The sequence below is a fragment of the Pseudomonas eutrophicaquae genome, assembly GCF_023544715.1.
Classification (GTDB): Bacteria; Pseudomonadota; Gammaproteobacteria; order Pseudomonadales; family Pseudomonadaceae; genus Geopseudomonas.
The window spans coordinates 93079-117362 of record NZ_JAMJEZ010000008.1; the positions used below are offsets into that span (position 1 = coordinate 93079).

Consider the following 24284-nt stretch of genomic DNA (forward strand, 5'->3'; position numbering starts at 1 on the left):
GCTGACAATCCCGACCCTTTGTGGAGTAACCTCGATGCAAATTGCCTCCCTTTCCCGCCATACCTCCCAACGTCTGCTGGCCGCCGCGGCGCTGCTGGTCGCCGGCAACGCGCTGGCGCAGAGCGCGCTGCCCGAGAGCATCCAGGTGCCGGCCGGCCATGTGCTGGCGCTGGAAACCGTCGGTGTCGGCGAGATCACCTACGAGTGCCGTGCCAAGGCCGATGCGGCGGGCCAGTTCGAGTGGGTGTTCGTCGGCCCGAAGGCGGTCCTCAATGACCGCAGCGGTCAGCAGGTCGGCAGCTACTACGGCCCGCCGGCCACCTGGGAGTCCACCGATGGCTCCAAGGTCACCGGCACCCAGCTGGCGGTAGCCCCGGCCGGCGCCGGCAACATCCCCTTCCAGCTGGTACAGGCCAATCCGGCGACGGGTGAGGGCAGCATGCAGGGCGTCACCTATATCCAGCGCACCGCCACACAGGGCGGTGTGGCGCCGGCCAAGGCTTGCGCGGCGGGCAATACCGGTGCTCAGGAGATCGTCCAGTACCAGGCCGACTACCTGTTCTGGAAGAAGGCTGACTGAGCCCAGTGGCTCGGGTAGTCTGAAGCGTCCCGAAACGAACCCCCGCCCCGGCGGGGGTTCCTGCGCCTGGAAGCGTCCCGTGCCTGATCACGATTTCGACTATGAAGCGGCCCTGCACGCCTGCGCCGCCGGCGAGCAGGCGGCGCTGCAGCGCCTGTATCAGCATGAGGGGCCGCGGCTGCTCGGGGTGGTCAAGCGTCTGGTGCGCGACCATGCCCTGGCCGAGGACATCGTGCACGATGCCTGCCTGCGCATCTGGATGCGGGCGGCGAGTTTTGACCCGCAGCGTGGCTCGGCCCGCAGCTGGATCTACAGCATCGCCCGCCATCTGGCCCTCAATGCACGGCGCGATGGCGGGCGGGAACTGACCCTGGACGATGAGGCCCATACCCGGCTCGATGTCCTCCAGTCCCTGGCGGCCTGGCAGGCGGGCGGCGATGCCCTCCTGCAGCAGGTGGAGATGGCCCGCATCGGCCACTGCCTGCAGCAGCTGGAGCCGGTGCGGCGCCAGTGCATCGTGCTGGCCTACGTCGAGGGGCATTCCCACAGCGAGATTGCCCAGGTGCTGCAGGCGCCGCTGGGCACGGTCAAGGCCTGGATCACGCGCAGCCTCAAGGCGCTGCGGGAGTGTCTGTCATGAGTGAGCCGGCATCCACCGATCTGCACGCCCTGGCGGGCGAGTATGTACTGGGCACCCTGCCGGCCGAGCAGCGCCGCGCCCTTGAGCAGCGCCTTGGCGCTGATCCGGCGCTGGCGGCGGCGGTGCGTGACTGGGAGGAGCGGCTGCTGCCCCTCACGGCGCTGGCCGGTAGCCTGGCGCCCTCGCCGCAGCTCTGGCCACGCATCGAGCGCAGCCTCGCAGCCCTTGAGGGGCCTGCGGCGCGTCCAGTGGCGGCGGCCAGACCCTGGCAGCGTCTGGCCTTCTGGCGCGGTCTCAGTGCGGCCGCGCTGGCGGCCTGTCTGCTGCTGGGGCTGAGTACGCTGCTGCTGCTCAATCGCCCGGCGCCCGCTCCGCGCTTTGTCGTGGTGCTGGCGGCCCCGCAGGACCGCACCCCCGGCTGGGTGGTACAGGCCGGCGATGAGCGCCATCTGCGCCTGATTCCCCTGACCCGCACGGAGCTGCCGGCTGATCGGGCCCTGCAGTTCTGGACCAAGGCCGACAGCTGGGCCGCGCCGGTGTCGCTGGGGCTGGTACAGCCGGGGCAGAGCCTTGAGCTGGCGCTGGAGCAGCTGCCGCCGCTGGAGGCGGATCAGCTGTTCGAGCTGACCCTGGAGCAGGCGGGCGGTTCGCCCAGCGGCCGACCGAGCGGGCCGATCCAGTTCATCGGCCGTGCGGTGTCGGTGTTCTGAGCCGCGTCACGACGCTCCGGCTTCGCTCTCGGCTTCGGCGCCCGCGTGCTGCAGGCGCTCGAGCAGCTGGTCGCGCTGGGTCTGGCTGTAGCGCCGGCCGTACATGATGTCGCTCAGTGCACGGTACAGGCAGTCGAAGGTCTTGCGATCCAGCCACAGCCTGGCGGCGGCCTGGTCGTGGGGGTTGTCCAGCAGCGTGCGGACGGCGACCAGCGCCTCTTCATGGCTGGAATGGCTGGGGGCGCCGTGGTTGATGGCGTCCTCGAGCACGTCCTGCAGCTCCTCGAGCAGCGCCCGGTACAGCCACAGGCCATCGGTGAGCGCACGCAGGCGCAGGACTTCGGCGGCCAGCTGGCGGATCAGCGCGGCGGGGACGCGCGGCGGATCCTCGGTGTCCAGCAGGCGGTGCAGCAGGGCAGGGCTCAGTTCACTCATGGCGGGCATCTCCGGTTGTCTGCTGAGTCTAGTGCGTGACCGGCGCCATGACGCAAGAACCCACGCCGGGGCGTGGGTTCTCTGCGGGTTTGGCTCGATCAGCCCTGACGGATCAGGTGATCGAAGGCCGACAGCGAGGCCTTGGCGCCTTCACCGACCGCAATGACGATCTGCTTGTAGGGCACGGTGGTCACGTCGCCGGCAGCGAACACGCCAGGCAGGTTGGTCTGGCCCTTGGCATCCACCACGATCTCGCCAAAGCGCGACAGCTCGACGGTGCCCTTGAGCCAGTCGCTGTTGGGCAGCAGACCGATCTGCACGAAGATGCCTTCCAGCTCGACGGTGTGCACCGAGTCGTTGTGGCGATCCTTGTAGACCAGGCCGGTGACTTTCTGCCCATCGCCCAGCACTTCGGTGGTTTGTGCCATGGTCAGGATGGTGACGTTGGGCAGGCTGCGCAGCTTGTTCTGCAGCACCGCATCGGCGCGCATCTGCTCACCGAACTCCAGCAGGGTGACATGGGCGACGATGCCGGCCAGATCGATGGCCGCCTCGACGCCGGAGTTGCCGCCGCCGATCACTGCCACGCGCTTGCCCTTGAACAGCGGGCCGTCGCAGTGCGGGCAGTAGGCCACGCCGCGGCCGCGGTATTCCTGCTCGCCCGGCACGTTCATTTCCCGCCAGCGGGCGCCGGTGGCGAGGATCACGGTCCGGGCCTTCAGCTCGCCGCCGTTCTCGAACTGCACGGTGTGCAGGCCGTCCTCGGTCTCGGCCGGCACTAGCTTGCTGGCGCGCTGCAGGTTCATGATGTCCACCTCGTACTGGCGGACGTGTTCTTCCATGGCGCGGGCCAGTTTCGGGCCTTCGGTTTCCTGCACGGAGATGAAGTTCTCGATGCCCATGGTGTCGAGCACCTGACCGCCGAAGCGCTCGGCAGCCACGCCGGTACGGATGCCCTTGCGCGCCGAGTAGATGGCGGCGGCGGCGCCAGCCGGGCCACCGCCGACCACCAGCACATCAAAGGCGCTCTTGGCCTTGAGCTTTTCGGCCTCGCGGCTGGCGCTGCCGGTGTCGAGCTTGGCGACGATTTCCTCGACGCCCATGCGCCCGGCACCGAAGACCTCGCCATTGAGGTAGACGGTCGGCACCGACATGATCTGCCGGCGCTCGACCTCGTCTTGGAACAGCGCACCGTCGATGGCGGTGTGCTTGATGTTGGGGTTGAGCACCGCCATCAGGTTCAGCGCCTGCACCACATCCGGGCAGTTCTGGCAGGACAGCGAGTAGTAGGTCTCGAAGACGAACTCGCCCTCCAGCGACTGGATCTGCTCGATCAGCTCGGCGCTCAGCTTGGAGGGGTGGCCGCCGACCTGCAGCAGGGCCAGCACCAGCGAGGTGAATTCGTGGCCCATCGGCAGACCGGCAAAGCGCAGGCTGATCTCGCGGTCATGGCGCACCAGGGCAAAGGACGGCACGCGAGCATCGTGGCCTGCGGTGTTCAGGGAAATCTTCTCGCTCAGGCTGTTGATGTCATTGAGCAGGGCGAGCATTTCCCGCGACTTGGCGCCGTCATCCAGGGTCGCAACGATCTCGAACGGCTGGGTGACCTTCTCGAGGTAGGCCTTCAACTGGGTCTTAAGATTGGCGTCCAGCATGGTGACGGTGTCCTCTGCAGGGTTCAGGGCGAAATGCGGAAAAAAGAATGCCCAGGCAAGGGCGCCCAGGCATTCGGGCACTGGGAGGGGCGAGCCCCTCCGCGGCGCTACAGCAGGGGGGACGGCTTAGATCTTGCCGACCAGGTCCAGCGACGGGGTCAGGGTCGCTTCACCTTCCTGCCACTTGGCCGGGCAGACCTGGCCCGGGTTGGCGGCGGTGAACTGGGCAGCCTTGAGCTTGCGCAGGGTTTCCTTGACGTCGCGGGCGATTTCGTTGGAGTGGATCTCGGCAGTCTTGATCACGCCTTCCGGGTTGATCACGAAGGTACCGCGCAGGGCCAGACCTTCTTCAGCGATGTGCACGCCGAAGGCGTTGGTCAGCTGGTGGGTCGGATCGCCGACCAGCGGGAACTGGGCCTTGCCGACCGCCGGGGAGGTTTCGTGCCAGACCTTGTGGGAGAAGTGGGTGTCGGTGGTGACGATGTACACCTCGGCACCGGCCTTCTGGAACTCGGCGTAGTTGTCGGCAGCGTCCTCGATCTCGGTCGGGCAGTTGAAGGTGAAGGCGGCCGGCATGAAGATCAGCACGGACCACTTGCCCTTCAGGGCGTGCTCGGTGACTTCCACGAACTTGCCGTTGTGGAAGGCGGTGGTGCTGAAGGGCTGGACGTGGGTATTGATCAGGGACATTCACTGAACTCCATAGGAGGGGTGGGAAACTATGAGCAGCACGATACAGCGACAGGCAGTCTGGTGAAAATTGATTGAAGGAATCAATCTGATAGCGCCTGCCTATGCCGTGCGCCCGTCGGTCCGGATGGACCGGCCCCGAGTCTAAGCCAGCGGACGCTCACTGTGCAGCCGTTGTCGGCGCATCCCGCACGATTCGCCCGTCGACCAGTTCGATGCAGCGTGGACAGCGAGCCGCCAGGCGCGGGTCGTGGGTGACCACCAGCACTGCGCAGCCGAACTCGCGGTTGAAGCGCCTGAACAGCTCGAACACCGTGTCGGCGCTGCGGGTATCGAGGTTGCCGGTCGGCTCGTCGGCTAGCAGCAGGACCGGACGGGTGATCAGCGCCCGGGCGATCGCCACCCGCTGCTGCTGACCACCGGAGAGCTGTCCGGCCGGCTTGTGTTGCAGATCGCCCAGCCCGACGGCGGCCAGCAGTTCGCCGGCCCGGGCGCGGGTCTCGGCATCCGGGCGGCCGTGGCGGATCATCAGCGGCATCAGCACGTTGTCCAGCACGCTGAAGGCGCTGATCAGGTGATGGAACTGGAAGACGAAGCCGAGCTTGTGGTTGCGCAGGCGGGTGCGGGCGTCGTCGTCCAGCGCGCGGGTCGGCACCCCTTCCAGGTACAGCTCGCCCTCGGTCGGGGTGTCGAGCAGGCCGATCAAGTTCAGCAGGGTGCTCTTGCCGGAGCCCGACGGGCCGATCAGCGCGCACAGCTCGCCGCGCGCTAGCTGCAGGTCGATGCCCTGCAGTACCCGCTGCTCGAGCGCAGTGCCGGGGTTGTAGGCCTTGCCGAGGCCCTCAAGGCGCAGCACCTCAGACATAACGGATCGCCACGGCCGGATCGAGGCGGGCGGCGCGGCGGGCCGGCAGCGCGGCGGCCAGCACACCGCTGAGGGTAGCGATGGCCATCGCGCCCAGCACCAGATCCGGCGCTACCGGGATCTCGAACAGGCGGGGGCCGAACAGGTTGAACACCTGCACCAGCGCCCAACCGACCAGCGCACCGAGCGCCGAGCCGGCCAGCCCGAGCAGCCCGCCCTGCAGCAGAAAGACCCGCAGGATCTGCCCGCGCGGGCTGCCCATCGCCCGCAGGATGCCGATCTCGCGGGTGCGCTGCACCACGGTGACCGCCAGCACGCTGGCGATGCCAAAGGCCACCGACAGGCCGACGAACAGGCGGATCATCTGGGTGGTCATGGTCTGTGAGCGCAGTGCATTGAGCAGCTGGCTGTTGGTGCTCATCCAGCTTTCGGCGCGCAGGCCGGTCAGTGCCGCGAGGCGCTGGGCGAGGGCTTCGGCGGCGAAGATGTCGTCCAGGGTGGTTTCGATCACCGTCACCGCGCCGGGCAGATCCAGCAGGGTCTGGGCCTGACGCAGATCGACGTAGACGTTGCGGGTGTCGATCTCGCGCACGCCCAGCTCGAAGATTCCGGCAATCTCGATCACCGCCTCGCGGCCATTGCCGCCGTCCACTCGCAGCTTGTCGCCCACGCCAAGGCCCAGATCGGCAGCCAGCTCGCTGCCGATCAGCCCGCTGCCGGCCGGCACGGCAAACTCGCCGGCCAGCAGCGCCTCATCTAGAGCAATGATCTGCCGGTAGCGCGCCGGGTCGATGCCGATCAGGGTGATCGAGGCGCGCGCGGCGCCGCGCCGGGCAATCGCCGGGCCACTGACCAGCGGCGACACCGCGCGCAGCAGCGGCTGGGCGTCGAGGACGGCGCGCAGGTCATCGGCGTTGAGCAGGGCGCGCAGCCGCTGGGCGCGCGGGCTTTCCAGCGTCAGATCCAGCAGGCCGGGTGCCAGTGGCGCGCGTCGGTTGATCTCGTCGGGTGGCAGCAGGCGGATATGCGCCTGACTGCCCAGAGTGCGTTCGATGACGTTGGCCTGCAGGCCGGTGATCAGCGCGGTGATGAACACGATCACCGCGCTGCCGACGCCAATGCCGATGCAGATCAGCAGGGTCTGCAGCGGGTTGTCGGCCAGAAAGCGCAGGGCGATCTTGCTTTCCAGCCAGAGCGCCGCCAGCGCCGAGCGTGAGGCCGCCTCAGCGGGCATCGGACGACTCCTGACGGACGCCGGGCAAGGGCTGCGGCTGCAGGCGCGCCCGCTGGCCGACTTCGGCCGCCCCGGCCAGCACCGGATCGCCGGCCGCCAGCCCTTCGAGCACCTCGCTCAGGGTGCTGCCGGCCAGTCCGAGGCGCACGGCGCGCTCCTCGACCCGCCCATCCTGCGCGAGCACCCGCACGCGCGCCTGGGCGCCCTGGCGCGCGTAGAGGGCATCGTGGGGGATCACCAGCGCCCGCTCGCGGGCGGCGGTGCGAATATCTACCGAGACGGTCATGCCCTGGCGCAGGAAGGGCGCGGGGTCTTCGACCTCCAGGTGCACATCGACGGTGCCGCGGGCGCTGTCGATGGCCGGGGCGATGAAGCTGACCCGCGCCGGCAGCGCCTGCTGCGGGTAAGCATCGGCGATCACGTAGGCCGGCTGGCCGATCGCCAGCGGGGCCAGGTGTTTTTCGTCCAGCGCCACGCGAATTTCCCGGCTGTCGGCGCGGGTCAGCTCCAGCAGCAGGCGGCCGGGCTGGACCAGATCGCCCGGCTCGACATCGCGGCTCTGCACGGTGCCGTCCACCGGGGCGAGGATGCGGGTGCGCGCCAGGGTGGCCTGGGCAGCCGCCAGACGCTGTTCCAGCTGCTGTTCCTGGCTGGCGCCGGGGGCGAGGGCGGCCAGATTCAGCTGCGCCCGGCGCTCGGCCTCGCGGGCACTGGTTTCACTGCGCCGGGCCTGTTCGAGGGCTTCCAGCGGCAACAGGTTGCGGGTCTGCAGCGCTTCGCGCCGTGCGCGCTCGCGCTGTGCCTGGGTGTGCTGGCTTTGTGCTTCACGCAGGGCGGCCGCCGCCTGCGGGCGCTCCAGCTCGCGCAGCTGGCGCAGCGCCGCCTCGGCTTCACGCACCCGCGCGCGCGGCTCGTCGCTGCGCAGTTCGATGAGCAGATCACCGGCGCGCACCGCATCGCCCTCGCGCACCAGCCGGCGCTCGACCGTGGCGGTGATTTCGCTGCCGATCTGGATGCGCGACTGGCTGCTGACCAGCCCGCTGGCCACCACCCGCTGCTGCAGCGGCTGATAGTCGAGCACATAGCCCGGCAGCAACGGCCCCTGCCAGGCGCGCCAGGCGGGGAAGGCGAGCAGCAGCAGGGGCAGGGCGAGCAGCAGGCGTTTCATGGCGGGCGTCAGTCCTGCCGCCAGTGGCTGACAAACTGCTCGCCGTATTCGGCTTTCCAGCGCTTCAGGGTCTTGTTATTGGCGCTCTTGGTTTCCAGGACTTCGCCGGTAATGGGGTTTTTCCAGATCTGTACTTTGCGTCCGCGCTGCAATACGTCCAGTTGCGGAATATGCACGGCGGGCGGATCGAGAATATCCACCACCTGGGTCAGGCGCATGCCGTATTCCTGCATCAGGGCCTTGAGTTGTTGCTCGAATTCCATTTCGCGCTTGAGTTCGGAATCTTGTTTGAGCGATTCCAGAAGAGCCAGTTGTTCGGCAAGTTCGCGCTCGGCGCGGCGAAACTCCAGCAGTTTGGACACGAAAAGTCTCCGTCGGAGGCAAAGTCAGGGGAATGAAAGATGAAAACGGGCGGGATCACAGGGAGCCCGCCCGTCTGGCTCTCGTTGTAAAGACAAGCGTTGCCAGCGTCAACCGGCAGCGTGGCCGCTTAATGCAGGCAGCATTGTTTGAACTTCTTGCCGCTGCCACAACTGCACGGATCATTACGTCCCGGTTTGGCGACCTTGGGCTTTTCACTTTCGTTGATCCAGAAGTCACGCACGGCAAAGACCGAATCGACAATCGCCTCGCGCAGCAGGTCCAGATCGGCGGCATCGGGCTGTTCGCCGTCTCCCAGCGAATAGCCGCTGAAGATCATCATCGGTGCCAGCAGTTCCGCCTGCTGCTCCAGCAGCGGCTGCCAGCGCTGTTCGTGCATTTCCACGGCGCGCATGTAGCCGTAGCACCATTCATCGACGATGATTTCTTCCTCGTCACCGTCCTCGCCGTCGCCGATCTCATAGATCGGTGCAAAGTCTTCCGGGTGCTCGTACAGGTTGTCGGCCAGGGTATTCATGTGCCGGATCAGAAGGTCGGTCAGGTGCTGCAGGTCATCCTCGCTGGCAAAGGTCGGCAATTTGCCGCGCCACAGCGCCGGCAGCCAGACCGAGGGGGAAACCGGCTCGGGGCCGGTCAGAAGGGCCGTAAGAAAACCGTCCAGCTCGGAAATGCTGAAGACGCAATCCACTTCCTCGCCCGGTTTGCCGTGGGTTTGTTCCACCTGTTCGGAATAATCGAACAGCAACTGGTTGAGCTGATCGATTTCCGCATCATCAAGCGGGGCGATCTGTACTTCTTTCATCGGATATGTTCCTGAAAAGGGCCGGGCGCATTAAAGGCGGTTTGCCAGAGCAGCGCCTTACTTTTGCTGTTTGTCCAGCAGGGCTTTGAGATCGGCGAACGGGTTATGTTTGACCTGCGGTGATTTCTCACCGGGAATTACGGCACTGCCGTTTTCGCCGTTATAGATCGAATACTTGGAATGTTCGTGGTCGTGGCAATACAGGCAGAGCAGTTCCCAGTTACTGCCATCGGCCGGGTTGTTATCGTGGTTGTGGTCGATGTGGTGAACGGTGAGCTGGCTGAGGTTGGAATAGGTAAATTCCCGCGCGCAGCGTCCGCACACCCACGGATACATCTTCAATGCCTTGTCGCGATAGCCTGCCTCGCGCTGCCGGTAACTGGCGCTGCTGCCTGTACGGTCGGACATGGTCCTTGGGCCTCTGTGTCGGTGATGAGGGGGTCGCCTTGACCCGTTGGCCGACAGTCTGGGGCAGTGCGCGCAGGCCGACAACTGCCGGCCGCCGCTTCAGGCCGGGCGGCGCAGGGCCGGGCTGTGGCGCAGCATGTCGAGCAGCGCCGCGACCAGCGCTGGCGCCTCACTCTCCAGCGGGTAGCTGTCCGGGCGCAGCAGCCAGTTGTCGATCAGGCCGTGGATATAGGCGTGCACGGCAATCGCGGCACGCGGCAGGTCAAGGTCGGCCGGCAACTGGCCGTGGGCGATGGCATTACCGAGGGTCTGGGCGATGTCGTGGTCGATCTCATCGCCCGTATCCTGCAGGCGCTGGCGCAGGGCCTGCTGCTCGCCTGCCAGCTCGCATTTGTGGTGGAGGATGTCACTGACGCGCCGATGCTGCGGGTCGAGCACCACCTTGGCGAGAAAGTGGCAGAGCAGGGTATGCATCTGGCCCAGCGGGTCGTGCTCGTCGGCGGCCAGCGCCGCGGCACAGACCACCTTGTTACTGTCACGCTGCCGGGCCAGCATGGCGTCGAGCACGTCGATCTTGCTGGCAAAGTGCCAGTACACCGCCCCGCGCGAGACGCCGGCATCGCTGGCGATATCGGCCATGGTGGTGTGCGCCACGCCCCGCTCGGCAAAGACCCGCTCGGCGCTGTCGAGGATCTGCTGGCGGGTGATTTCGGCGTCTTCTTTGGTTCTGCGGGCCATGGCGCTCTCGGGGTTGCCGACCGTTCCGTGTCGTTTACAAACAAACGTGAATGTAAGTATATTGCCTGAACCGGGAGATGCAATCCTCTCTCCTGTCCGATTCCTGCTTGAGCTCAACGATTTCGAGGCGTTCCCGATGAAATGCACTCCCGCTCGCGCGACGCTGCGGCCACTGGCCCTGCTGTCGCTTTCGCTGTGGCTGCTGGCTGGTTGTCAGCAGGAGCAGAGTACCGCCGCGCCGCCGCGCCCGGCGCCGCTGGTTGGGGTCATCACCCTCGAGGCGCAGCCCTACACCCTGACCAGCGCGCTGCCCGGCCGTACCGTGGCTTACCGCGTCGCCGAGGTGCGCCCGCAGGTCGATGGCATCCTGCAAAAGCGCCTGTTCAGTGAAGGCAGCAACGTGCAGGCCGGCCAGCCGCTCTATCAGATCGATCCGGCCACCTACGAGGCGACCCTCAAGAGTGCCGAGGCGAGCCTTTTGGCCAGCCGGGCGCTGGCCGAGCGCTACCGGGCGCTGGTTGCCGAGCAGGCGGTGAGCCGTCAGCAGTACGACGAAGCCCGTGCTGCCCAGCTGCAGGCCGAGGCGGCGCTGGAGCGGGCGCGCATCGACCTGCGCTACACCCGTGTGCTCGCACCGATCAATGGGCGCATCGGGCGCTCGGCGGCCAGTGAAGGGGCGCTGCTGCGCAGCGGCCAGAACGAGGCGCTGGCGGTGATCCAGCAGCTGGACCCGATTTATGTCGATATCACTCAGCCGGCCACCGAGCTGCTGCGCCTGCGCCGCGAGCTGGCCAGTGGCCAGCTGGAAACGGTTGCCGCAGGCGCGGCGCGCGTCGAGCTGCAATTGCCCGATGGCAGCCGCTACCCCCATGCCGGGCAGCTGGCGGTCTCGGAAGTGTCGGTGGATGAGGGCACCGGTTCGGTGACCCTGCGGGCGCAGTTCCCCAACCCCGAGCAGCAGCTGCTGCCGGGCATGTTCGTTACCGCGCAGCTGCCGACCGCCGGCAAGTCAGCGGCGATCCTCGCCCCGCAGCAGGGCGTGACGCGCAACCCGAAGGGTGAGGCGGTGGCCATGGTGGTCAACGCCGACAACAAGGTTGAGCTGCGCACCCTCAAGGCCGAGCGCACGGTGGGCAACTTCTGGCTGGTCAGCGAGGGGTTGGCGGCGGGTGATCGGCTGATCACCGAGGGGTTGCAGTTCGTGCAGCCGGGGGTGGCGGTGCAGGTCAAGCCGGCGGGCAATGTCCCGGCGCTGGCGGCCCCGGCCGCATCTGGCACCTCCGCCACGCCAGCCGCCCCGGCGGCGGCTGCCGAGCGTCGTTGAGGGAGCGTCAGCATGTCGAAATTCTTTATTGATCGGCCGATCTTCGCCTGGGTGATTGCCCTGGTGATCATGCTGGCCGGGGGGCTGGCGATCCTCAAACTGCCGGTCAACCAGTACCCGAGCATCGCCCCGCCGGCCATCGGCATCTCGGTCCGCTATCCGGGCGCCTCGGCGCAGACCGTGCAGGACACCGTGGTGCAGGTCATCGAGCAGCAGCTCAACGGCATCGACGGGCTGCGCTATATCAGCTCGTCGAGCAACGCCGATGGCAGCATGGAAATCACCGTGACCTTCGAGCAGGGCATCGATCCGGACGTGGCCCAGGTGCAGGTGCAGAACAAGCTGCAGCTGGCCACGCCCTCCCTGCCGCAGGAGGTGCAGCAGCAGGGCATCCGCGTCACCAAGTCGGTGCGCAACTTCCTGATGGTGATCGGCCTGGTCTCCGAGGATGGCCGTCTGGATCGTAACGATCTGGCTGACTACATCGTCTCCAACGTCCAGGACCCGCTGTCGCGCACCAAGGGTGTCGGTGACTTCCAGGTGTTCGGCGCGCAGTACGCCATGCGCATCTGGCTGGATCCGGCCCGGCTCAACAACTACGCCCTGACGCCTGGGGATGTGCGCAGTGCGATTCAGGCGCAGAATGTGCAGATCTCCTCTGGGCAACTGGGCGGCCTGCCGGCGGTGCCCGGCCAGCAGCTGACCGCCACGCTGATCGGCAAGACCCGTCTGCAGACGCCCGAGCAGTTCCGCAACATCCTGCTCAAGGTCAATCCGGATGGCTCCCAGGTGCGGCTGGGCGATGTCGCGCGGATCGAGCTGGGCGGTGAGAACTACAGCATCAGCGCCGAGTACAACGGCCTGGCGGCCACCGGGATTGCCATCAAGCTGGCCTCCGGGGCCAACGCACTGGAGACTGCCGCGGCGGTGCGCCAGACCCTCGCCGAGCTTGAGCCGTTCTTCCCGCCGGGGGTCAAGGTGGTCTACGCCTATGATTCGAGCCCGGTGGTGGCCGAGTCGATCAAGGGCGTGGTGATGACCCTGTTCGAGGCCATCGTGCTGGTCTTCCTGGTCATGTACCTGTTCCTGCAGAACCTGCGCGCCACCATCATCCCGACCCTGGCGGTGCCGGTGGTGCTGCTCGGCACCTTCGGCATCCTGGCGGCGTTCGGCTACAGCATCAACACGCTGACCATGTTCGCGATGATCCTGGCCATTGGTCTTCTGGTGGACGATGCCATCGTGGTGGTGGAGAACGTCGAGCGGGTGATGAGCGAGGAGGGCCTCTCGCCGCTGGAGGCGACCCGCAAGTCGATGGGGCAGATCTCCGGCGCGCTGGTCGGCATCGGGCTGGTGCTTTCGGCGGTGTTCGTGCCGATGGCCTTCTTCCCCGGCTCCACCGGGGTGATCTACCAGCAGTTCTCGATCACCATCGTCTCGGCCATGGTGCTGTCGGTGCTGGTGGCGCTGATCTTCACCCCGGCGCTGTGCGCGACCCTGCTCAAGCCGATCCCGGCGGGCCATCACCATGGCAAGCGCGGCTTCTTCGGCTGGTTCAACCGCCGCTTCCAGAACGGCGTGGACAGCTATGGGCGCGGTGTGCAGGCGGTGCTGCGGCGCAAGAGCCCGTACCTGCTGCTGTATGTGCTGATCGTCGCCGGTCTGGCGGTGCTATTCACCCGCATCCCGACCGCCTTCCTGCCTGAGGAAGATCAGGGCGTGCTCTATGCCCAGGTCACCACGCCGGCCGGTGCCACCGCGATACGCACCGAGGCGGTGCTCGATGAGATGCGCCGCTACCTGCTGGAAGAAGAGGGCGATGTGGTGCGTTCGGTGTTCACCGTCAACGGCTTCAGCTTTGCCGGCCGTGGCCAGAACGCCGGGATCGCCTTCATCAACCTGCACCCCTGGGCAGAGCGTCCGGAGCCTGAGCAGAGTGTGTTTGCCCTGGCGCAGCGGGCCCAGCAGCGCTTCTTCGGCTTCCGCGATGCGATGGCCTTTGCCTTCGCCCCGCCGGCGGTGCTGGAGCTGGGTAATGCCAACGGCTTCAATGTCTACCTGCAGGACCGCGCCGGGCTCGGTCAGGCGGCGCTGGCGGCGGCCCGTGACCAGCTCTTGGGGCTGGCGGCGCAGAGTTCGGTGCTGGTTGGCGTGCGCCCCAATGGTCTGCGCGATGAGCCGCAGTTCCAGCTGCTGATCGATGATGAAAAGGCCCGTGCCCACGGCGTGGCGATTGCCGACGTCAACCAGACCCTGTCGATCGCCTGGGGCGGCAGCTACGTCAATGACTTCATCGACCGTGGCCGGGTGAAGAAGGTCTACCTGCAGGGCGAGGCCGAGGCGCGCATGAATCCTGAGGATCTGGACAAATGGTTCGTGCGCAACGCGGCGGGCCAGATGGTGCCGTTCAGCGCCTTTGCCAGCGGCCAGTGGGTGTTCGGCCCGCCCAAGCTCTCGCGCTACAACGGCGTGCCGGCGATGGAAATTCAGGGCGCCGCGGCGCCGGGCTTCAGTTCCGGCGAGGCGATGGTCGAGATCGAACGCCTGGCCCGTGAGCTGCCACCGGGAATCGGGCTGGCCTGGAGCGGCCTGTCGCTGGAGGAGCGCGAAGCCGGTGATCAGACCACCGCGCTGTATGTGCTGTCGATGCTGGTGGTGTTCCTGTGCCTGGCGGCGCTGTATGAGAGCTGGTCGATTCCGTTTGCGGTGATGCTGGTGGTGCCTCTGGGCATTCTCGGCGCGCTGCTGGCCACTTACGGGCGCGGGCTGTCCAATGATGTGTACTTCCAGATCGGCCTGCTGACCACCATCGGCCTGTCGGCGCGTAACGCGATCCTGATCGTCGAGTTCGCCAAGTCGCTGCATGAGCAGGGCATGAGCCTGGTCGAGGCGGCGGTCGAGGCCTGCCGGATGCGTCTGCGCCCGATCGTGATGACCTCGCTGGCCTTTATCCTCGGCGTGGTGCCGCTGGCGCTGTCCAGCGGTGCGGGGGCTGGCAGCAAGCAGGCGATCGGTACCGGGGTGATCGGCGGCATGCTGTCGGCACTGCTGCTGGCGATCTTCTGGATTCCGCTGTTCTATGTCCTGATCTGCTCGCTGACCGAGCGCAAACGCAAGGCGGCCGGTGTGGCCGACAAGGAGTCCGTACAGTGAGCAAGTCGATCCTGTCCCTGAGCGCGGCCGTGTTGCTGGGCGGCTGCTCGCTGATTCCGCAGTACCAGCGCCCGGTCGCGCCGGTGCCAGCCAGCCTGCCCGAACAGGGCGTGTATGCTGGCAGCACCACCCAGGCGGCGGCTGCGCTGCCGGACTGGCGGGGCTTCTTCCGTGATACCGCGCTGCAGGGGCTGATTGCCCAGGCGCTGGAAAACAATCGCGATCTGCAGGTTGCGGCACTGAATGTCGAGAGCTTCCAGGCGCGCTACCGCATCCAGCGCGCCGAGCTGCTGCCGGCCCTGGATGTCGGGGCCAGTGGCACACGCCAGCGCCTGCCGGCTGACCTGGGCAGCGGCGGACAGGCGGGCATCAACAGCCAGTACGGGGTGAATCTGGGTACCAGTGCCTGGGAGCTGGACCTGTTCGGTCGCCTGCGCAGCCTGCGCGAGACGGCGCTGGAGGAATACCTGGCCAGCGAGCAGGCGCGTGCCGGCGTGCAGGTGGCCCTGGTGGCCAGCGTGGCCAGCGCTTGGCTGGGGCTGCAGGCGGATCAGGCGCAGCTGGCGCTGGCCGAGGAAACCCTGGCCAATTACCAGCGCAGTTTTGAGCTGACTCGGCGCAGTGCCGAGGTGGGGGTGGCCAGTGCGCTGGAGCTGAGTCAGGCGCAGACGCTGGTCGAAAGCGCGCGGGTGGCGGTGGCGCAGTACCGCCGGCTGGTGGCGCAGGATCGCAACGCACTGCAGCTGCTCTTGGGCGGCGCGCTGCCCGAGACGCTGCCGGCGGTCGAGCTGAGCGCCTCGCCGCTGGCGGCGCTGCCGGTGGCGCTGGCCTCCGAGCGTCTGCTGCAGCGTCCGGATATCCAGCAGGCCGAGGCGGCGCTGCGCGGCGCGAATGCCAACATCGGCGCGGCGCGTGCGGCGTTCTTCCCGCGTATCGCACTGACCGCCAATGCCGGCACCGCCAGCAGCCAGCTGTCTGGGCTGTTCGATGCCGGCAGCGGCAGCTGGCTGTTCCAGCCGCGCCTTGAGCTGCCGATCTTCAACGCCGGACGCCTCAAGGCGAGCCTTGAAGTGGCCGAGCTGCAGCGTGATGTGCGGATCGCCCAGTATGAGCAGGCGATCCAGAATGCCTTCCGTGAGGTCAGTGATGGACTGGCGGCGCGCAGCACCTTTGCCGAGCAGTGGCAGGCCCAGCAGGATCTGGTCACCGCCAACCGCGAGTACTACCGGCTGGCCGAAGCGCGCTATCGCACCGGCGTGGACAGCCAGCTGACCCTGCTGGATGCCCAGCGCCAGCTGTTCGCGGCCCGCCAGCAGCTGATCGCCACCCGGCAGGCCCAGCTGGGCAGCGAGATTGCCCTGTACAAGGCACTGGGCGGCGGCGTGCAGTGAGTGGCTGCCCCGAAGTCGCGTCTGGTAGACGCGCTTCGGGGCGGGATCAGGATTGGCCGCGGCTCCTCAGCGCTCGGCCAGCAGCATCACATTGCGCGGGGTGAGCGGCGTGGCGCAGAAGGTGCCGAGCTGCACCCGATAACCCTGCTCAAGCAGATACAGCGCCCGGTCGAGGAGCAGCCATAGCTCCAGCGGCCGGCGGAACAGCCCGCGCAGCAGCTCCAGATTGCGCACCTCGGCCAGGCGCTGCCAGCCGTGCGCCTCCAGCGCCGCCCAATCCTGCGGGCCAGATTCTGGCAGCCCCTTGAGGGCGGCCAGCTCGCGGCACCAGTCGGCGAATGGCCAGTCCAGCCAGGGGGCGGGCAGTGGGGGCGTTGGCAGGTATTCGTCGCAGCCGCGCAGCGCGCGCTGCAGCTGATCGAAGGCCAGCCGCCGGGCCATCGAGCGGTCACGTTGCCGGCGCACCCGTGCCCCGGCGGTGACGGTTTCGGCCAGCGGCAGGCGCAGGTCGTCACGACTGAGCTGCAGGGCTGAATCCTGCGCGGCGCGTGACATCGGCGTGTAGTGCGCGCTCCGGATGCGGTTGTAGCAGCAGGGCACCACCGCCAGCTGCCGGCAGCCACGGGTGCTGGCCAGCTCCAGCAGGCGCATGTGCAGCTCGCCACAGGCGTGCAGCGCCACCGGCGTGTGCTGCGCGTGCAGCTGCTGCGCGGCGCTGTCTGCCAGCACATCCTGCTCCCGGTGGATGGCCGTGAGCGTCAGGCGATCACTGAGCTGTTGGCCAGCCTGAACCAGTGCCGGATCGAACTCCAGGCAGATCAGCGGCGCGCCGCCGTAGGCCAGCCGGCGCCCGAGATGCCCCTTGCCGGCGCACCAGTCCAGCCAGTGCTGCGTCGGCGCCTGAAACTGCAGGCGGCGGGCGAAGGCATCGATCTGCTGCCATTTGCGCCCCGGCACGTCCACGCTCAGCGCGGTGGGCAGCGCGGGTGCGGCGCAGGCCGGCAGCTCGCCGATGGCGGCCAGGCGCTGGGCCTCGGCCGCCAGCTGCGGGAAGGGCGCAGGTGCCGGGAGTGTCTCGGGGGTGTTATGGGCGGCGTCGGCCTCGGCCAGGCTGCGCCCGCGCAGCCAGTGGGCCAGCGCCGGGTACTCGGCCTCCCAGCGCAGCTGCGCCTGGGTGAACGGCTTTTCCCGCCACAGCGCCTGGTGCTCGAGAAGAAAATCATCCAGGTCGCGGAAGCGCTCCAAGAGCGCCTGACCGCTCAGGGGCGCGGGGTGGGTCATGGCGGAGTCTGCAAAAAAGTGGGGCGGCGATTATAGCGGCCCCCCGCTCATGCCTTGGAAGACAGCCCACTCAGGCCGGCGCGCCGCGCCTGACCGCTCGGGTCATACAGCCCTTGCCCCGCCGCCTCATTGAGGAAGTTGAGGATGCGCTGGTTCTGCGCCATGCGCAGATGGATGATCTCGCCATTGATCTGGTTGAGGGTCTGGGCGCGCTCGGCCAGCTCACGCAGGGCGTGCCAGGCGGGCAGACAATCGGCATCGCGGGCCGCCTGCTCAGCGCCGGCATGCCCTTGCGGATAGCCGAGCTTGAGCTGGGCGCCGCTGCGTAGTGCTTCCTGCTGCCCGATGTGCTCCAGCAGGCCTTGCTTGCGCTCGACAATCTCCAGCAAGGCTTGCCCATCGACCTCCGGCGCCCCCAGCAGGCGCTGCTCGTCTTCCAGCAGGGCGATGAAGGTCTGCAGGGTCTGCTGCTGGCGGGCGAGGTGGTTGGCAAGGCTCATGGGAAGTGCTCCGGTGGGGATTACGACAAATCGTGCTGCAGCAGCTCGCGCACGCTGCCGATCAGGCCGTCGGCGATGCGCTCGGCGCGGATTTCCAGCTTGCCCTCGCTGATGGCCTGGCGAATCGCCTCGACATTGGCGTGGTCGATGTCCTGGGTCTCGGTGCTGCCCGGTGCGGCCTGTGCCGCGTCACCGGCGCCCGCGCGGCGGGTGGCCGATTTGCCGGCGAGGGGCTGCAGGCGTGGCAGCGGCGGTGTACTGTCGATTTTCACGGCGAGTATTCTCCTCAAGGCTTGCCAGAGGTATCGGCCAGCCGGCGGTGAACTTGACGGCTCAAGGCTGCACCTGCAGGCGGTTGCGGTCAATCACCCGGGCACGCAGCACTTCACCGTTATCGGCACGCACGCGGATTTCGCTGCCCAGTGCGCCCGGCTCCAGCGCGACGCCCTCGCGGCGGATATGAAAACCGCGGCCCAGCACCTCAATACTGACCCGCGCATTGCGCTCGACCAAGCGTGGGGCGCGCAGGTTGCGCGGCTGCAGCGGCACCTCAGGCTCCAGCGGGCGCAGCGCCTGTTTGCCGAGCGCATCGGCCGGATCCTGGATGAACTGACGGGGCAGGCGCTCCAAGGGGCCTTGGCGCCATTCGAGCAGCTCTGGCTGCAGGGTCTCGCCGATCGCCACCACACGGTTGACCACCAGATAGTCCGCCAGCACGCTGATCTGCGCCTGCAGGTAGCGGGTCTGCCCGCCGCGGCAGCGCACCCCGACTGCCACCTGGCCCAGCAGGCGCTGCCCCGGTTGCGGCAGGAAGGGCTCTGCCGCTTCACAGGGCGGCATGGCATGGCCTGGGCGCACTTCTACCGTACCGGCTAGTCCCTGCGCCTGCAGTTGCTGGTGGAGAAAATCCTCGATCTGCTGGGTCAGCCACTCATCCGCCTGCGCGGCCGATAGCCAGACGCTGGCCAAAAGGCTCAAGAGCAGACGGCACAAGCGGGCAGGGGATAACAGCATGGGGCATTCCGCGGCAGGACAAGGGGTGACCATTCTAGGCACCTCGGTGCGGGCATGTGCGACAAATGGCAGGTGGTTTTTCATCTGCATTTGTCCTGCGCTGGCTTATGATAGGGTCTTGAAATCATCATTTGCGGAGAAGCAGGCATGCTCGACAAGCTCGATGGCGCCCTGCGCTTCCATCAGGAAGCACTCAACCTGCGCGCCGAGCGCCAGCAGGTACTGGCCAACAACATCGCCAACGCCGATACCCCGCATTACAAGGCGCGCGACTTCGACTTCGCCCGTGAGCTGGCCAGCGCGGTGGAAAAAGGCCGCCCGGCGGGTACGGCCATGGCTCTTAACACCACCTCGCCCCGCCACCTGCAGGGGCGTATGGAAACGCCGGCGGTGCGCGAACTGCTTTACCGCGTTCCCGACCAGCCAAGCCTGGATGGCAACACGGTGGACATGGACCGCGAGCGCACCGCCTTTGCCGATAATGCGGTGAAATACCAGGCCAGCCTGACCTTCATCAACAGTCGTCTGCAGGGCCTCAAGTCGGCCATGCAGCCGGAGTGACCGGGTAGCTCACCATGTCGATGTTCAAGATCTTTGATATCTCCGCCTCAGCGCTGATGGCCCAGTCCCAGCGCATGAACGTGACCGCCAGCAACCTGGCCAATGCCGACAGCGTCAGCGGCCCGGACGGCCAGCCTTACCGTGCTAAGCAGGTCTTGTTCGAGGCACAGAGCATGGACGGCTCACCGATCGGTGGCGTGCGCGCGACTCGGGTGATTGATGATCCCACACCGTTTCGCCTGGAGTATCGCCCCGAGCATCCGCTGGCCGATGAGCAGGGCTATATCCGTATGCCCAACGTCGAGCCGGTGCATGAAATGGTCAACATGATTTCCGCCTCGCGCTCCTATCAGGCCAACGTCGAGGTGCTCAACACCAGCAAGCAGCTGCTGCTCAAGACCCTGACCCTGGGCGAAGGCTGACGGAGGCCCCCATGACCACCATTGATAGCAACCTGATCAGCCAGATCAACGGCGTACCACCCGGCCAGGCCGCCGAGCAGAAGACCTCCGAGGATCTGCGCAGCAACTTCATGACCATGCTGGTCACCCAGTTGCAAAATCAGGACCCCTTGAAGCCGATGGAGAACGCCGAGCTGACCAGTCAGCTGGCGCAGCTCAACACCCTGAGCGGCATCGAGGAGCTCAACACCACCCTCAAGCTGATCACCGGACAGATCGATACCGCACAGACCATGCAGGCGGCCGCCATGATCGGGCGCGGCGTGCTGGTGCCGGGTAACCGCATTTTGGTCGGTGGCGAGCAGGCCACGCCATTCGGCATCCAGTTGGACAGCCCGGCGGATAGCGTCAAGGTGACCATCACCGATGGCGCCGGTCAGGTGGTGCGCCAGTACGATCTGGGTGAGCTGGAGGCTGGCGTGGAGTCCTTCACCTGGGATGCCACCCTGGATGATGGCTCCATCGCGCCGGCCGGCTCCTATCGGGTCAGTGTCGAGTCCAGCGCCGGTGACAAACCGGTGCTGAGTACCCTGCTGGCCTATGGTCAGGTAGGTGGAGTGAGCGCTGGTGACAGCGGGCCGCTGCTGGATCTGGGCGCAACCATGGGACGGGTCGGTCTGGCGGATATTCGCCAGATTCTCTGAATCTAATATTCAAGTCTTTCGCAGGGGGCGCCGCAGGCGGCGCTCGCTGCCCGAGTCATTCAGGAGTCGATCATGAGCTTTTCTCAGGCACTCAGCGGACTGCGCGCCGCCAACAACAACCTCAGCGTCGTCGGCAACAACATCGCCAACTCGCAGACCGTAGGCTTCAAGAGCTCCACTACGCTGTTCGCCGATGTGTACACCACCGCCTCGGAGATTGGTCTGGGTGTGTCGGTGCCCGACATCCGCCAGAACTTCACCAACGGTACCGTCGAAGCCACTGGCCGGGCGCTGGACCTGGCGATTGTCGGTGAAGGCTTCTTCAAGATGCAGCAGGGCACCGGGCAGATCGTCTACTCGCGCAATGGCCAGCTGGTGCTGAACCCCGAGGGCTATCTGGAAAATGCCCAGGGCGCACGGATGATGGACGGCGAGAAGCTGATTCAGGTGAATACTGAGGCGATGGATGCCCAGCCAACCACGCGGATGAACTCGGTATATAACCTGCAGGCCAGCACTCCAGTTATCGATGCAGCGACTCCCTTCGATCCGACTGATCCAGCTACCTATTCCTATTCCAGTACTGCTACTACTTTTGATTCACTCGGTGTGGCTCATCAGCTGAACAAGTACTTCCGCAAGACCGAAATTGGGACGTGGGAAGTGTATGGCACGCTGGATGGACGGGTGATTGGGGAGCCGGGTGCTGCTGCCGGTGATCCTGCGACCCCGGATGTGTTAGCAACACTGACCTTTGATGAGAACGGTCTGTTGACGACGGTCGCTGATGGCACAGCTGCGCTTGGCAACACCGATATCCCTCCCACTATCAAGCTCAACATCCCTGCTCAAACAACACCCTTGGCGGATGGTGATCCCGCTGGCATTGATAACGGTGCCGCTGACCTAGAGTTTGACTTGGTCATCACCGGCACCACCCAATTCGGCAACAACTTCGACCAGTCCAGCCTCAACCAGAATGGCTACTCCGGTGGCAGTCTGGTCGGTCTGCAGATCGACAAGAACGGCCGCGTCTACGGTAACTACTCTAACGAACAGCGCCAGGAAATCGGCAGCCTGACCCTGGCCACCTTCCTCAGCCCGGAAGGCCTGCAGCCGATCGGTGAGAACGTCTGGGTGCAGACCACGGCCTCTGGTCAGCCGCTGTTCGGTACGCCCGGCCTTGGCCGTTTTGGCGCCATTGAGGCGGGTGCGGTGGAGAACTCCAACGTCGATCTGACCAAGGAGCTGGTCGATCTGATCATTGCCCAGCGCTACTTCCAGGCCAATACCCAGTCCGTGCGCTCGCAGAGCGAAGTGCTGGAACTGACGGTCAACCTGCGCTGATAAGTCGCCAAGGAGCTGACTGATGGATCGCATGCTGTACGTCGCCATGAGCGGCGCCAAGCAGACCATGGACCAGCAGGCGGTGGTCACCCACAACCTGGCCAACGTTTCAACGCCCGGTTTTCGCGCTCAGCTGCACGCCATGCAGGCGGTGCCGGTGGCGGGCGAGACCCTGCCCACCCGCACCTCGGTGCAGGCCACCACGCCGGGTGTCGATCACAGTCAGGGGCCGGTCAACTACACCGGCCGTGCCCTGGATATCGCGCTGGCCGGCGACAGCTGGTTGGCGGTGCAGGATGCCAACGGCCGCGAGGCCTACACCAAGCGCGGCGATCTGCAGGTCGATAACAACGGCGTCCTGCAGGTGGCCGGTCGTGCGGTGATCGGGGAGGGTGGCCCGCTGGTGGTGCCGCTGGGCAGTCAGGTGAGCATCGGCAGCGATGGCACGGTCAGCGCGCTGGGGCTGGGTGAAACACCGGAAAGCCTCGCGGCGGTCGGGCGGATCAAGCTGGTGACCGCCGCGCCGGGTGAGCTGTTGCGCGGCGATGACACCCTGTTCCGTACCCCCGCCGATGCCGCCGGCAACAGCGCGCCGCTGGCTGCCGATGAAACGGCGCGAGTCGCATCCGGCGCCCTGGAGGGCAGCAATGTCAGCGCCACCGAGGCGATGGTCGCGCTGATCAATAATGCCCGCCGCTATGAACTGCAGATGAAGTCGATCAGCACGGCGAGCGAGAACGCCCAGCGTGCCAACGGCCTGCTGTCACTGAGCTGATGAATGGCCGGGCGCGCTGCGGCGTGGCCCCGCCCTGAGGAATGCAAGCATGATGCGCTCACTGTGGACCGCCAAGACCGGTCTGGAAGCCCAGCAGGTACAGCTGGACGTGATCTCCAACAACCTGGCCAACGTCAGCACCAGCGGCTTCAAGCGCTCGCGGGCGGTGTTCGAGGATCTGCTTTATCAGACCGTGCGCCAGCCCGGTGCCCAGAGCACCAATCAGACCGAGCTGCCCTCGGGCCTGCAGATCGGTACCGGCGTGCGCCCGGTGGCCACTGAGCGTCTGCACACCCAGGGTGGCATGCAGAACACCGGCAACTCCCGTGATCTGGCGATTGCCGGCAATGGCTTTTTCAAGGTGCTGATGGCCGATGGCAGCACCGCCTATACCCGCGATGGCAGCTTCCAGATTGATCAGAACGGCCAGATGGTCACCGCCAGCGGCTATCCGCTGGAGCCGGCGATCACCATCCCGGAGAATGCCCTGAGCATCACCGTGGGCATGGACGGCACCGTGAGCATCACCGAGCCGGGCAACCCGGAAAGCCAGCAGGTCGGTCAGCTGAGCTTGGCGCTGTTCATCAACCCGACCGGTCTTGAGAGCATCGGCGAGAACCTGTACCTCGAGACCACCGCCTCCGGCGCGCCCAACGACAACATGCCGGGCATGAACGGTGCCGGGCGCATCTACCAGAACTATGTCGAGGCCTCCAACGTCAGCGTGGTCGAGGAGATGGTCAGCATGATCGTCACCCAGCGTGCTTACGAGGTGAACAGCAAGGCGGTCAAGGTCTCCGACGAGATGCTGGCCCGTCTGGCCCAGCTGTGAGTCGCAGTTCGGAGGTGGCGGGTGCTTGAGCGTGTTCTGATGCTGGCCGGCCTGCTGTTGATGCTGGCCGGTTGCGCGCAGCTGCCGCGCCCCTCGGTGGTCGGCGAGCAGGCGCAGGTGCAGATTCCCCAGCGCCCGCCGCTGCAGGCTAATGGCGCGATCTTTCAGGCCAGTCACGGCTTTCAGCCGCTGTTCGAGGATCGCCGCCCGCGCATGGTCGGCGATATCCTGACCATCGTGCTCAACGAGCAGGTCAGCGCCAGCAAGAACTCGGCCTCCAATGCCAACCGCAGCGGCAGCTCCGGTTTCACCCCGACGCTGATTCCCCGCCAGCTGCGCCGCATCGGCGATCTGGGCTTTGAGGTCGAGGGCGAGAATGACTTTACCGGCGGCGGCGGCTCGCGGGCCAACAACTCCTTTACCGGGACGCTGACGGTCTCGGTGGTCGAGGTGATGCCCAATGGCAACCTGCTGGTGCGTGGCGAGAAGCAGATTGCCATCAATCAGGGCACCGAGTTCATCCGCTTCTCCGGGGTGGTCAACCCGCGCACCATCACCGGGCAGAACACTGTGCCCTCGACACAGGTGGCCGATGCTCGCATTGAATACGTGGGCGATGGCTACATCAACGAAGCCCAGCACATGGGCTGGTTGCAGCGATTCTTCCTGAATATCTCGCCCCTCTGAGAGAGCTG

General features: G+C 66.5%; 27 protein-coding genes. 13 read left to right on the plus strand and 14 right to left on the minus strand.

What is annotated here, in order from left to right:
- Positions 1-34 precede the first annotated feature (34 nt).
- The 3 genes from MXC11_RS05735 (at position 35) to MXC11_RS05745 (ending at position 1930) form a co-directional block, all read left to right on the plus strand.
- On the plus strand, positions 35-580 hold the full coding sequence (locus MXC11_RS05735; RefSeq protein WP_250006434.1) for a DUF3455 domain-containing protein: 546 nt from the start codon (positions 35-37) through the stop codon (positions 578-580).
- A 79-nt stretch (positions 581-659) separates the two neighbouring features.
- The gene (locus MXC11_RS05740; protein WP_250006436.1) at positions 660-1220 is read left to right on the plus strand and encodes a sigma-70 family RNA polymerase sigma factor; all 561 of its coding nucleotides are present in this window, start codon (positions 660-662) and stop codon (positions 1218-1220) included.
- Positions 1217-1930: an anti-sigma factor gene (locus tag MXC11_RS05745; protein ID WP_250006439.1), complete on the plus strand. Its 714-nt coding sequence runs from the start codon at positions 1217-1219 to the stop codon at positions 1928-1930. Before MXC11_RS05740 ends, MXC11_RS05745 begins: the two co-directional genes overlap by 4 nt.
- A gap of 6 nt (positions 1931-1936) precedes the next feature.
- On the opposite strand, the gene MXC11_RS05750 is transcribed toward MXC11_RS05745, so the two are convergent.
- The 10 genes from MXC11_RS05750 to MXC11_RS05795 form a co-directional block, all read right to left on the minus strand.
- Entirely contained in the window at positions 1937-2365 is a 429-nt protein-coding gene (locus tag MXC11_RS05750) for a hypothetical protein (RefSeq protein ID WP_250006441.1), read from the minus strand.
- Between the two features lie 98 nt (positions 2366-2463).
- Positions 2464-4020, minus strand: a complete 1557-nt coding sequence (gene ahpF / locus MXC11_RS05755; protein ID WP_250006443.1) for an alkyl hydroperoxide reductase subunit F — start codon at positions 4018-4020, stop codon at positions 2464-2466.
- Positions 4021-4146: 126 nt separating this feature from the next.
- Complete coding sequence (ahpC, locus tag MXC11_RS05760) at positions 4147-4710, minus strand: alkyl hydroperoxide reductase subunit C (protein ID WP_250006445.1); 564 nt, start codon at positions 4708-4710, stop codon at positions 4147-4149.
- A 160-nt stretch (positions 4711-4870) separates the two neighbouring features.
- A complete protein-coding gene (locus MXC11_RS05765; protein WP_250006447.1) occupies positions 4871-5575 on the minus strand; it encodes an ABC transporter ATP-binding protein in 705 nt (234 codons plus the stop codon).
- Entirely contained in the window at positions 5568-6809 is a 1242-nt protein-coding gene (locus MXC11_RS05770; protein WP_250006449.1) for an ABC transporter permease, read from the minus strand. The genes MXC11_RS05765 and MXC11_RS05770 overlap by 8 nt, the downstream gene beginning before the upstream one ends.
- Entirely contained in the window at positions 6799-7977 is a 1179-nt protein-coding gene (locus MXC11_RS05775; RefSeq protein WP_250006451.1) for an efflux RND transporter periplasmic adaptor subunit, read from the minus strand. Before MXC11_RS05775 ends, MXC11_RS05770 begins: the two co-directional genes overlap by 11 nt.
- Before the next feature lie 8 nt (positions 7978-7985).
- Positions 7986-8339 carry a histone-like nucleoid-structuring protein, MvaT/MvaU family gene (locus tag MXC11_RS05780; RefSeq protein WP_250006453.1) on the minus strand — a complete coding sequence of 118 codons (354 nt, stop codon included), beginning with the start codon at positions 8337-8339 and terminating at the stop codon, positions 7986-7988.
- 128 nt (positions 8340-8467) lie between these two features.
- Positions 8468-9160, minus strand: a complete 693-nt coding sequence (locus MXC11_RS05785; RefSeq protein ID WP_250006455.1) for a UPF0149 family protein — start codon at positions 9158-9160, stop codon at positions 8468-8470.
- A 57-nt stretch (positions 9161-9217) separates the two neighbouring features.
- Positions 9218-9568 carry a YajD family HNH nuclease gene (locus MXC11_RS05790; RefSeq protein ID WP_250006457.1) on the minus strand — a complete coding sequence of 117 codons (351 nt, stop codon included), beginning with the start codon at positions 9566-9568 and terminating at the stop codon, positions 9218-9220.
- A gap of 99 nt (positions 9569-9667) precedes the next feature.
- Positions 9668-10306 carry a TetR family transcriptional regulator gene (locus tag MXC11_RS05795; RefSeq protein WP_250006459.1) on the minus strand — a complete coding sequence of 213 codons (639 nt, stop codon included), beginning with the start codon at positions 10304-10306 and terminating at the stop codon, positions 9668-9670.
- Between the two features lie 136 nt (positions 10307-10442).
- On the opposite strand from MXC11_RS05795, the gene MXC11_RS05800 reads away from it, so the two are divergent.
- The 3 genes from MXC11_RS05800 to MXC11_RS05810 are packed head-to-tail and all read left to right on the plus strand — an operon-like array spanning position 10443 to position 16174.
- A complete protein-coding gene (locus MXC11_RS05800; RefSeq protein ID WP_250006462.1) occupies positions 10443-11630 on the plus strand; it encodes an efflux RND transporter periplasmic adaptor subunit in 1188 nt (395 codons plus the stop codon).
- 12 nt (positions 11631-11642) lie between these two features.
- Positions 11643-14783 (plus strand): efflux RND transporter permease subunit, encoded by a 3141-nt coding sequence (locus MXC11_RS05805; RefSeq protein ID WP_250006464.1) that lies wholly within the window; start codon positions 11643-11645, stop codon positions 14781-14783.
- Positions 14780-16174 carry an efflux transporter outer membrane subunit gene (locus tag MXC11_RS05810; RefSeq protein ID WP_250006466.1) on the plus strand — a complete coding sequence of 465 codons (1395 nt, stop codon included), beginning with the start codon at positions 14780-14782 and terminating at the stop codon, positions 16172-16174. Before MXC11_RS05805 ends, MXC11_RS05810 begins: the two co-directional genes overlap by 4 nt.
- Positions 16175-16240: 66 nt before the next feature.
- Here the strand turns inward: MXC11_RS05810 and MXC11_RS05815 are convergent, their stop codons facing one another.
- From MXC11_RS05815 to flgA, 4 genes are all read right to left on the minus strand, one after another.
- A complete protein-coding gene (locus tag MXC11_RS05815) occupies positions 16241-17455 on the minus strand; it encodes an adenovirus L4-33K/L4-22K family protein (protein WP_250006468.1) in 1215 nt (404 codons plus the stop codon).
- 47 nt (positions 17456-17502) lie between these two features.
- Positions 17503-17955 carry a flagella synthesis protein FlgN gene (locus MXC11_RS05820; protein WP_250006470.1) on the minus strand — a complete coding sequence of 151 codons (453 nt, stop codon included), beginning with the start codon at positions 17953-17955 and terminating at the stop codon, positions 17503-17505.
- Between the two features lie 20 nt (positions 17956-17975).
- Positions 17976-18227, minus strand: coding sequence for a flagellar biosynthesis anti-sigma factor FlgM (locus tag MXC11_RS05825; protein ID WP_250006472.1), 252 nt, complete (start codon positions 18225-18227; stop codon positions 17976-17978).
- Positions 18228-18288: 61 nt separating this feature from the next.
- Entirely contained in the window at positions 18289-18969 is a 681-nt protein-coding gene (flgA, locus tag MXC11_RS05830; protein WP_250006474.1) for a flagellar basal body P-ring formation chaperone FlgA, read from the minus strand.
- 147 nt (positions 18970-19116) lie between these two features.
- Between flgA and flgB the strand changes: the two genes are divergently transcribed.
- The 7 genes from flgB to MXC11_RS05865 all read left to right on the plus strand — a co-directional run bounded on the left by flgB (position 19117) and on the right by MXC11_RS05865 (position 24276).
- On the plus strand, positions 19117-19530 hold the full coding sequence (gene flgB, locus MXC11_RS05835) for a flagellar basal body rod protein FlgB (protein WP_250006476.1): 414 nt from the start codon (positions 19117-19119) through the stop codon (positions 19528-19530).
- Positions 19531-19544: 14 nt separating this feature from the next.
- Entirely contained in the window at positions 19545-19952 is a 408-nt protein-coding gene (gene flgC / locus MXC11_RS05840; RefSeq protein ID WP_250006478.1) for a flagellar basal body rod protein FlgC, read from the plus strand.
- An 11-nt stretch (positions 19953-19963) separates the two neighbouring features.
- Positions 19964-20635, plus strand: coding sequence for a flagellar hook assembly protein FlgD (gene flgD / locus MXC11_RS05845; RefSeq protein ID WP_250006480.1), 672 nt, complete (start codon positions 19964-19966; stop codon positions 20633-20635).
- Between the two features lie 72 nt (positions 20636-20707).
- Complete coding sequence (flgE, locus tag MXC11_RS05850; protein ID WP_250006482.1) at positions 20708-21982, plus strand: flagellar hook protein FlgE; 1275 nt, start codon at positions 20708-20710, stop codon at positions 21980-21982.
- Positions 21983-22004: 22 nt separating this feature from the next.
- The gene (locus MXC11_RS05855) at positions 22005-22757 is read left to right on the plus strand and encodes a flagellar basal body rod protein FlgF (protein WP_250006484.1); all 753 of its coding nucleotides are present in this window, start codon (positions 22005-22007) and stop codon (positions 22755-22757) included.
- Between the two features lie 49 nt (positions 22758-22806).
- Positions 22807-23589, plus strand: a complete 783-nt coding sequence (flgG, locus tag MXC11_RS05860) for a flagellar basal-body rod protein FlgG (protein ID WP_250006486.1) — start codon at positions 22807-22809, stop codon at positions 23587-23589.
- A gap of 21 nt (positions 23590-23610) precedes the next feature.
- Positions 23611-24276: a flagellar basal body L-ring protein FlgH gene (locus tag MXC11_RS05865; RefSeq protein ID WP_250006488.1), complete on the plus strand. Its 666-nt coding sequence runs from the start codon at positions 23611-23613 to the stop codon at positions 24274-24276.
- The last annotated feature ends 8 nt before the right edge of the window (positions 24277-24284 follow it).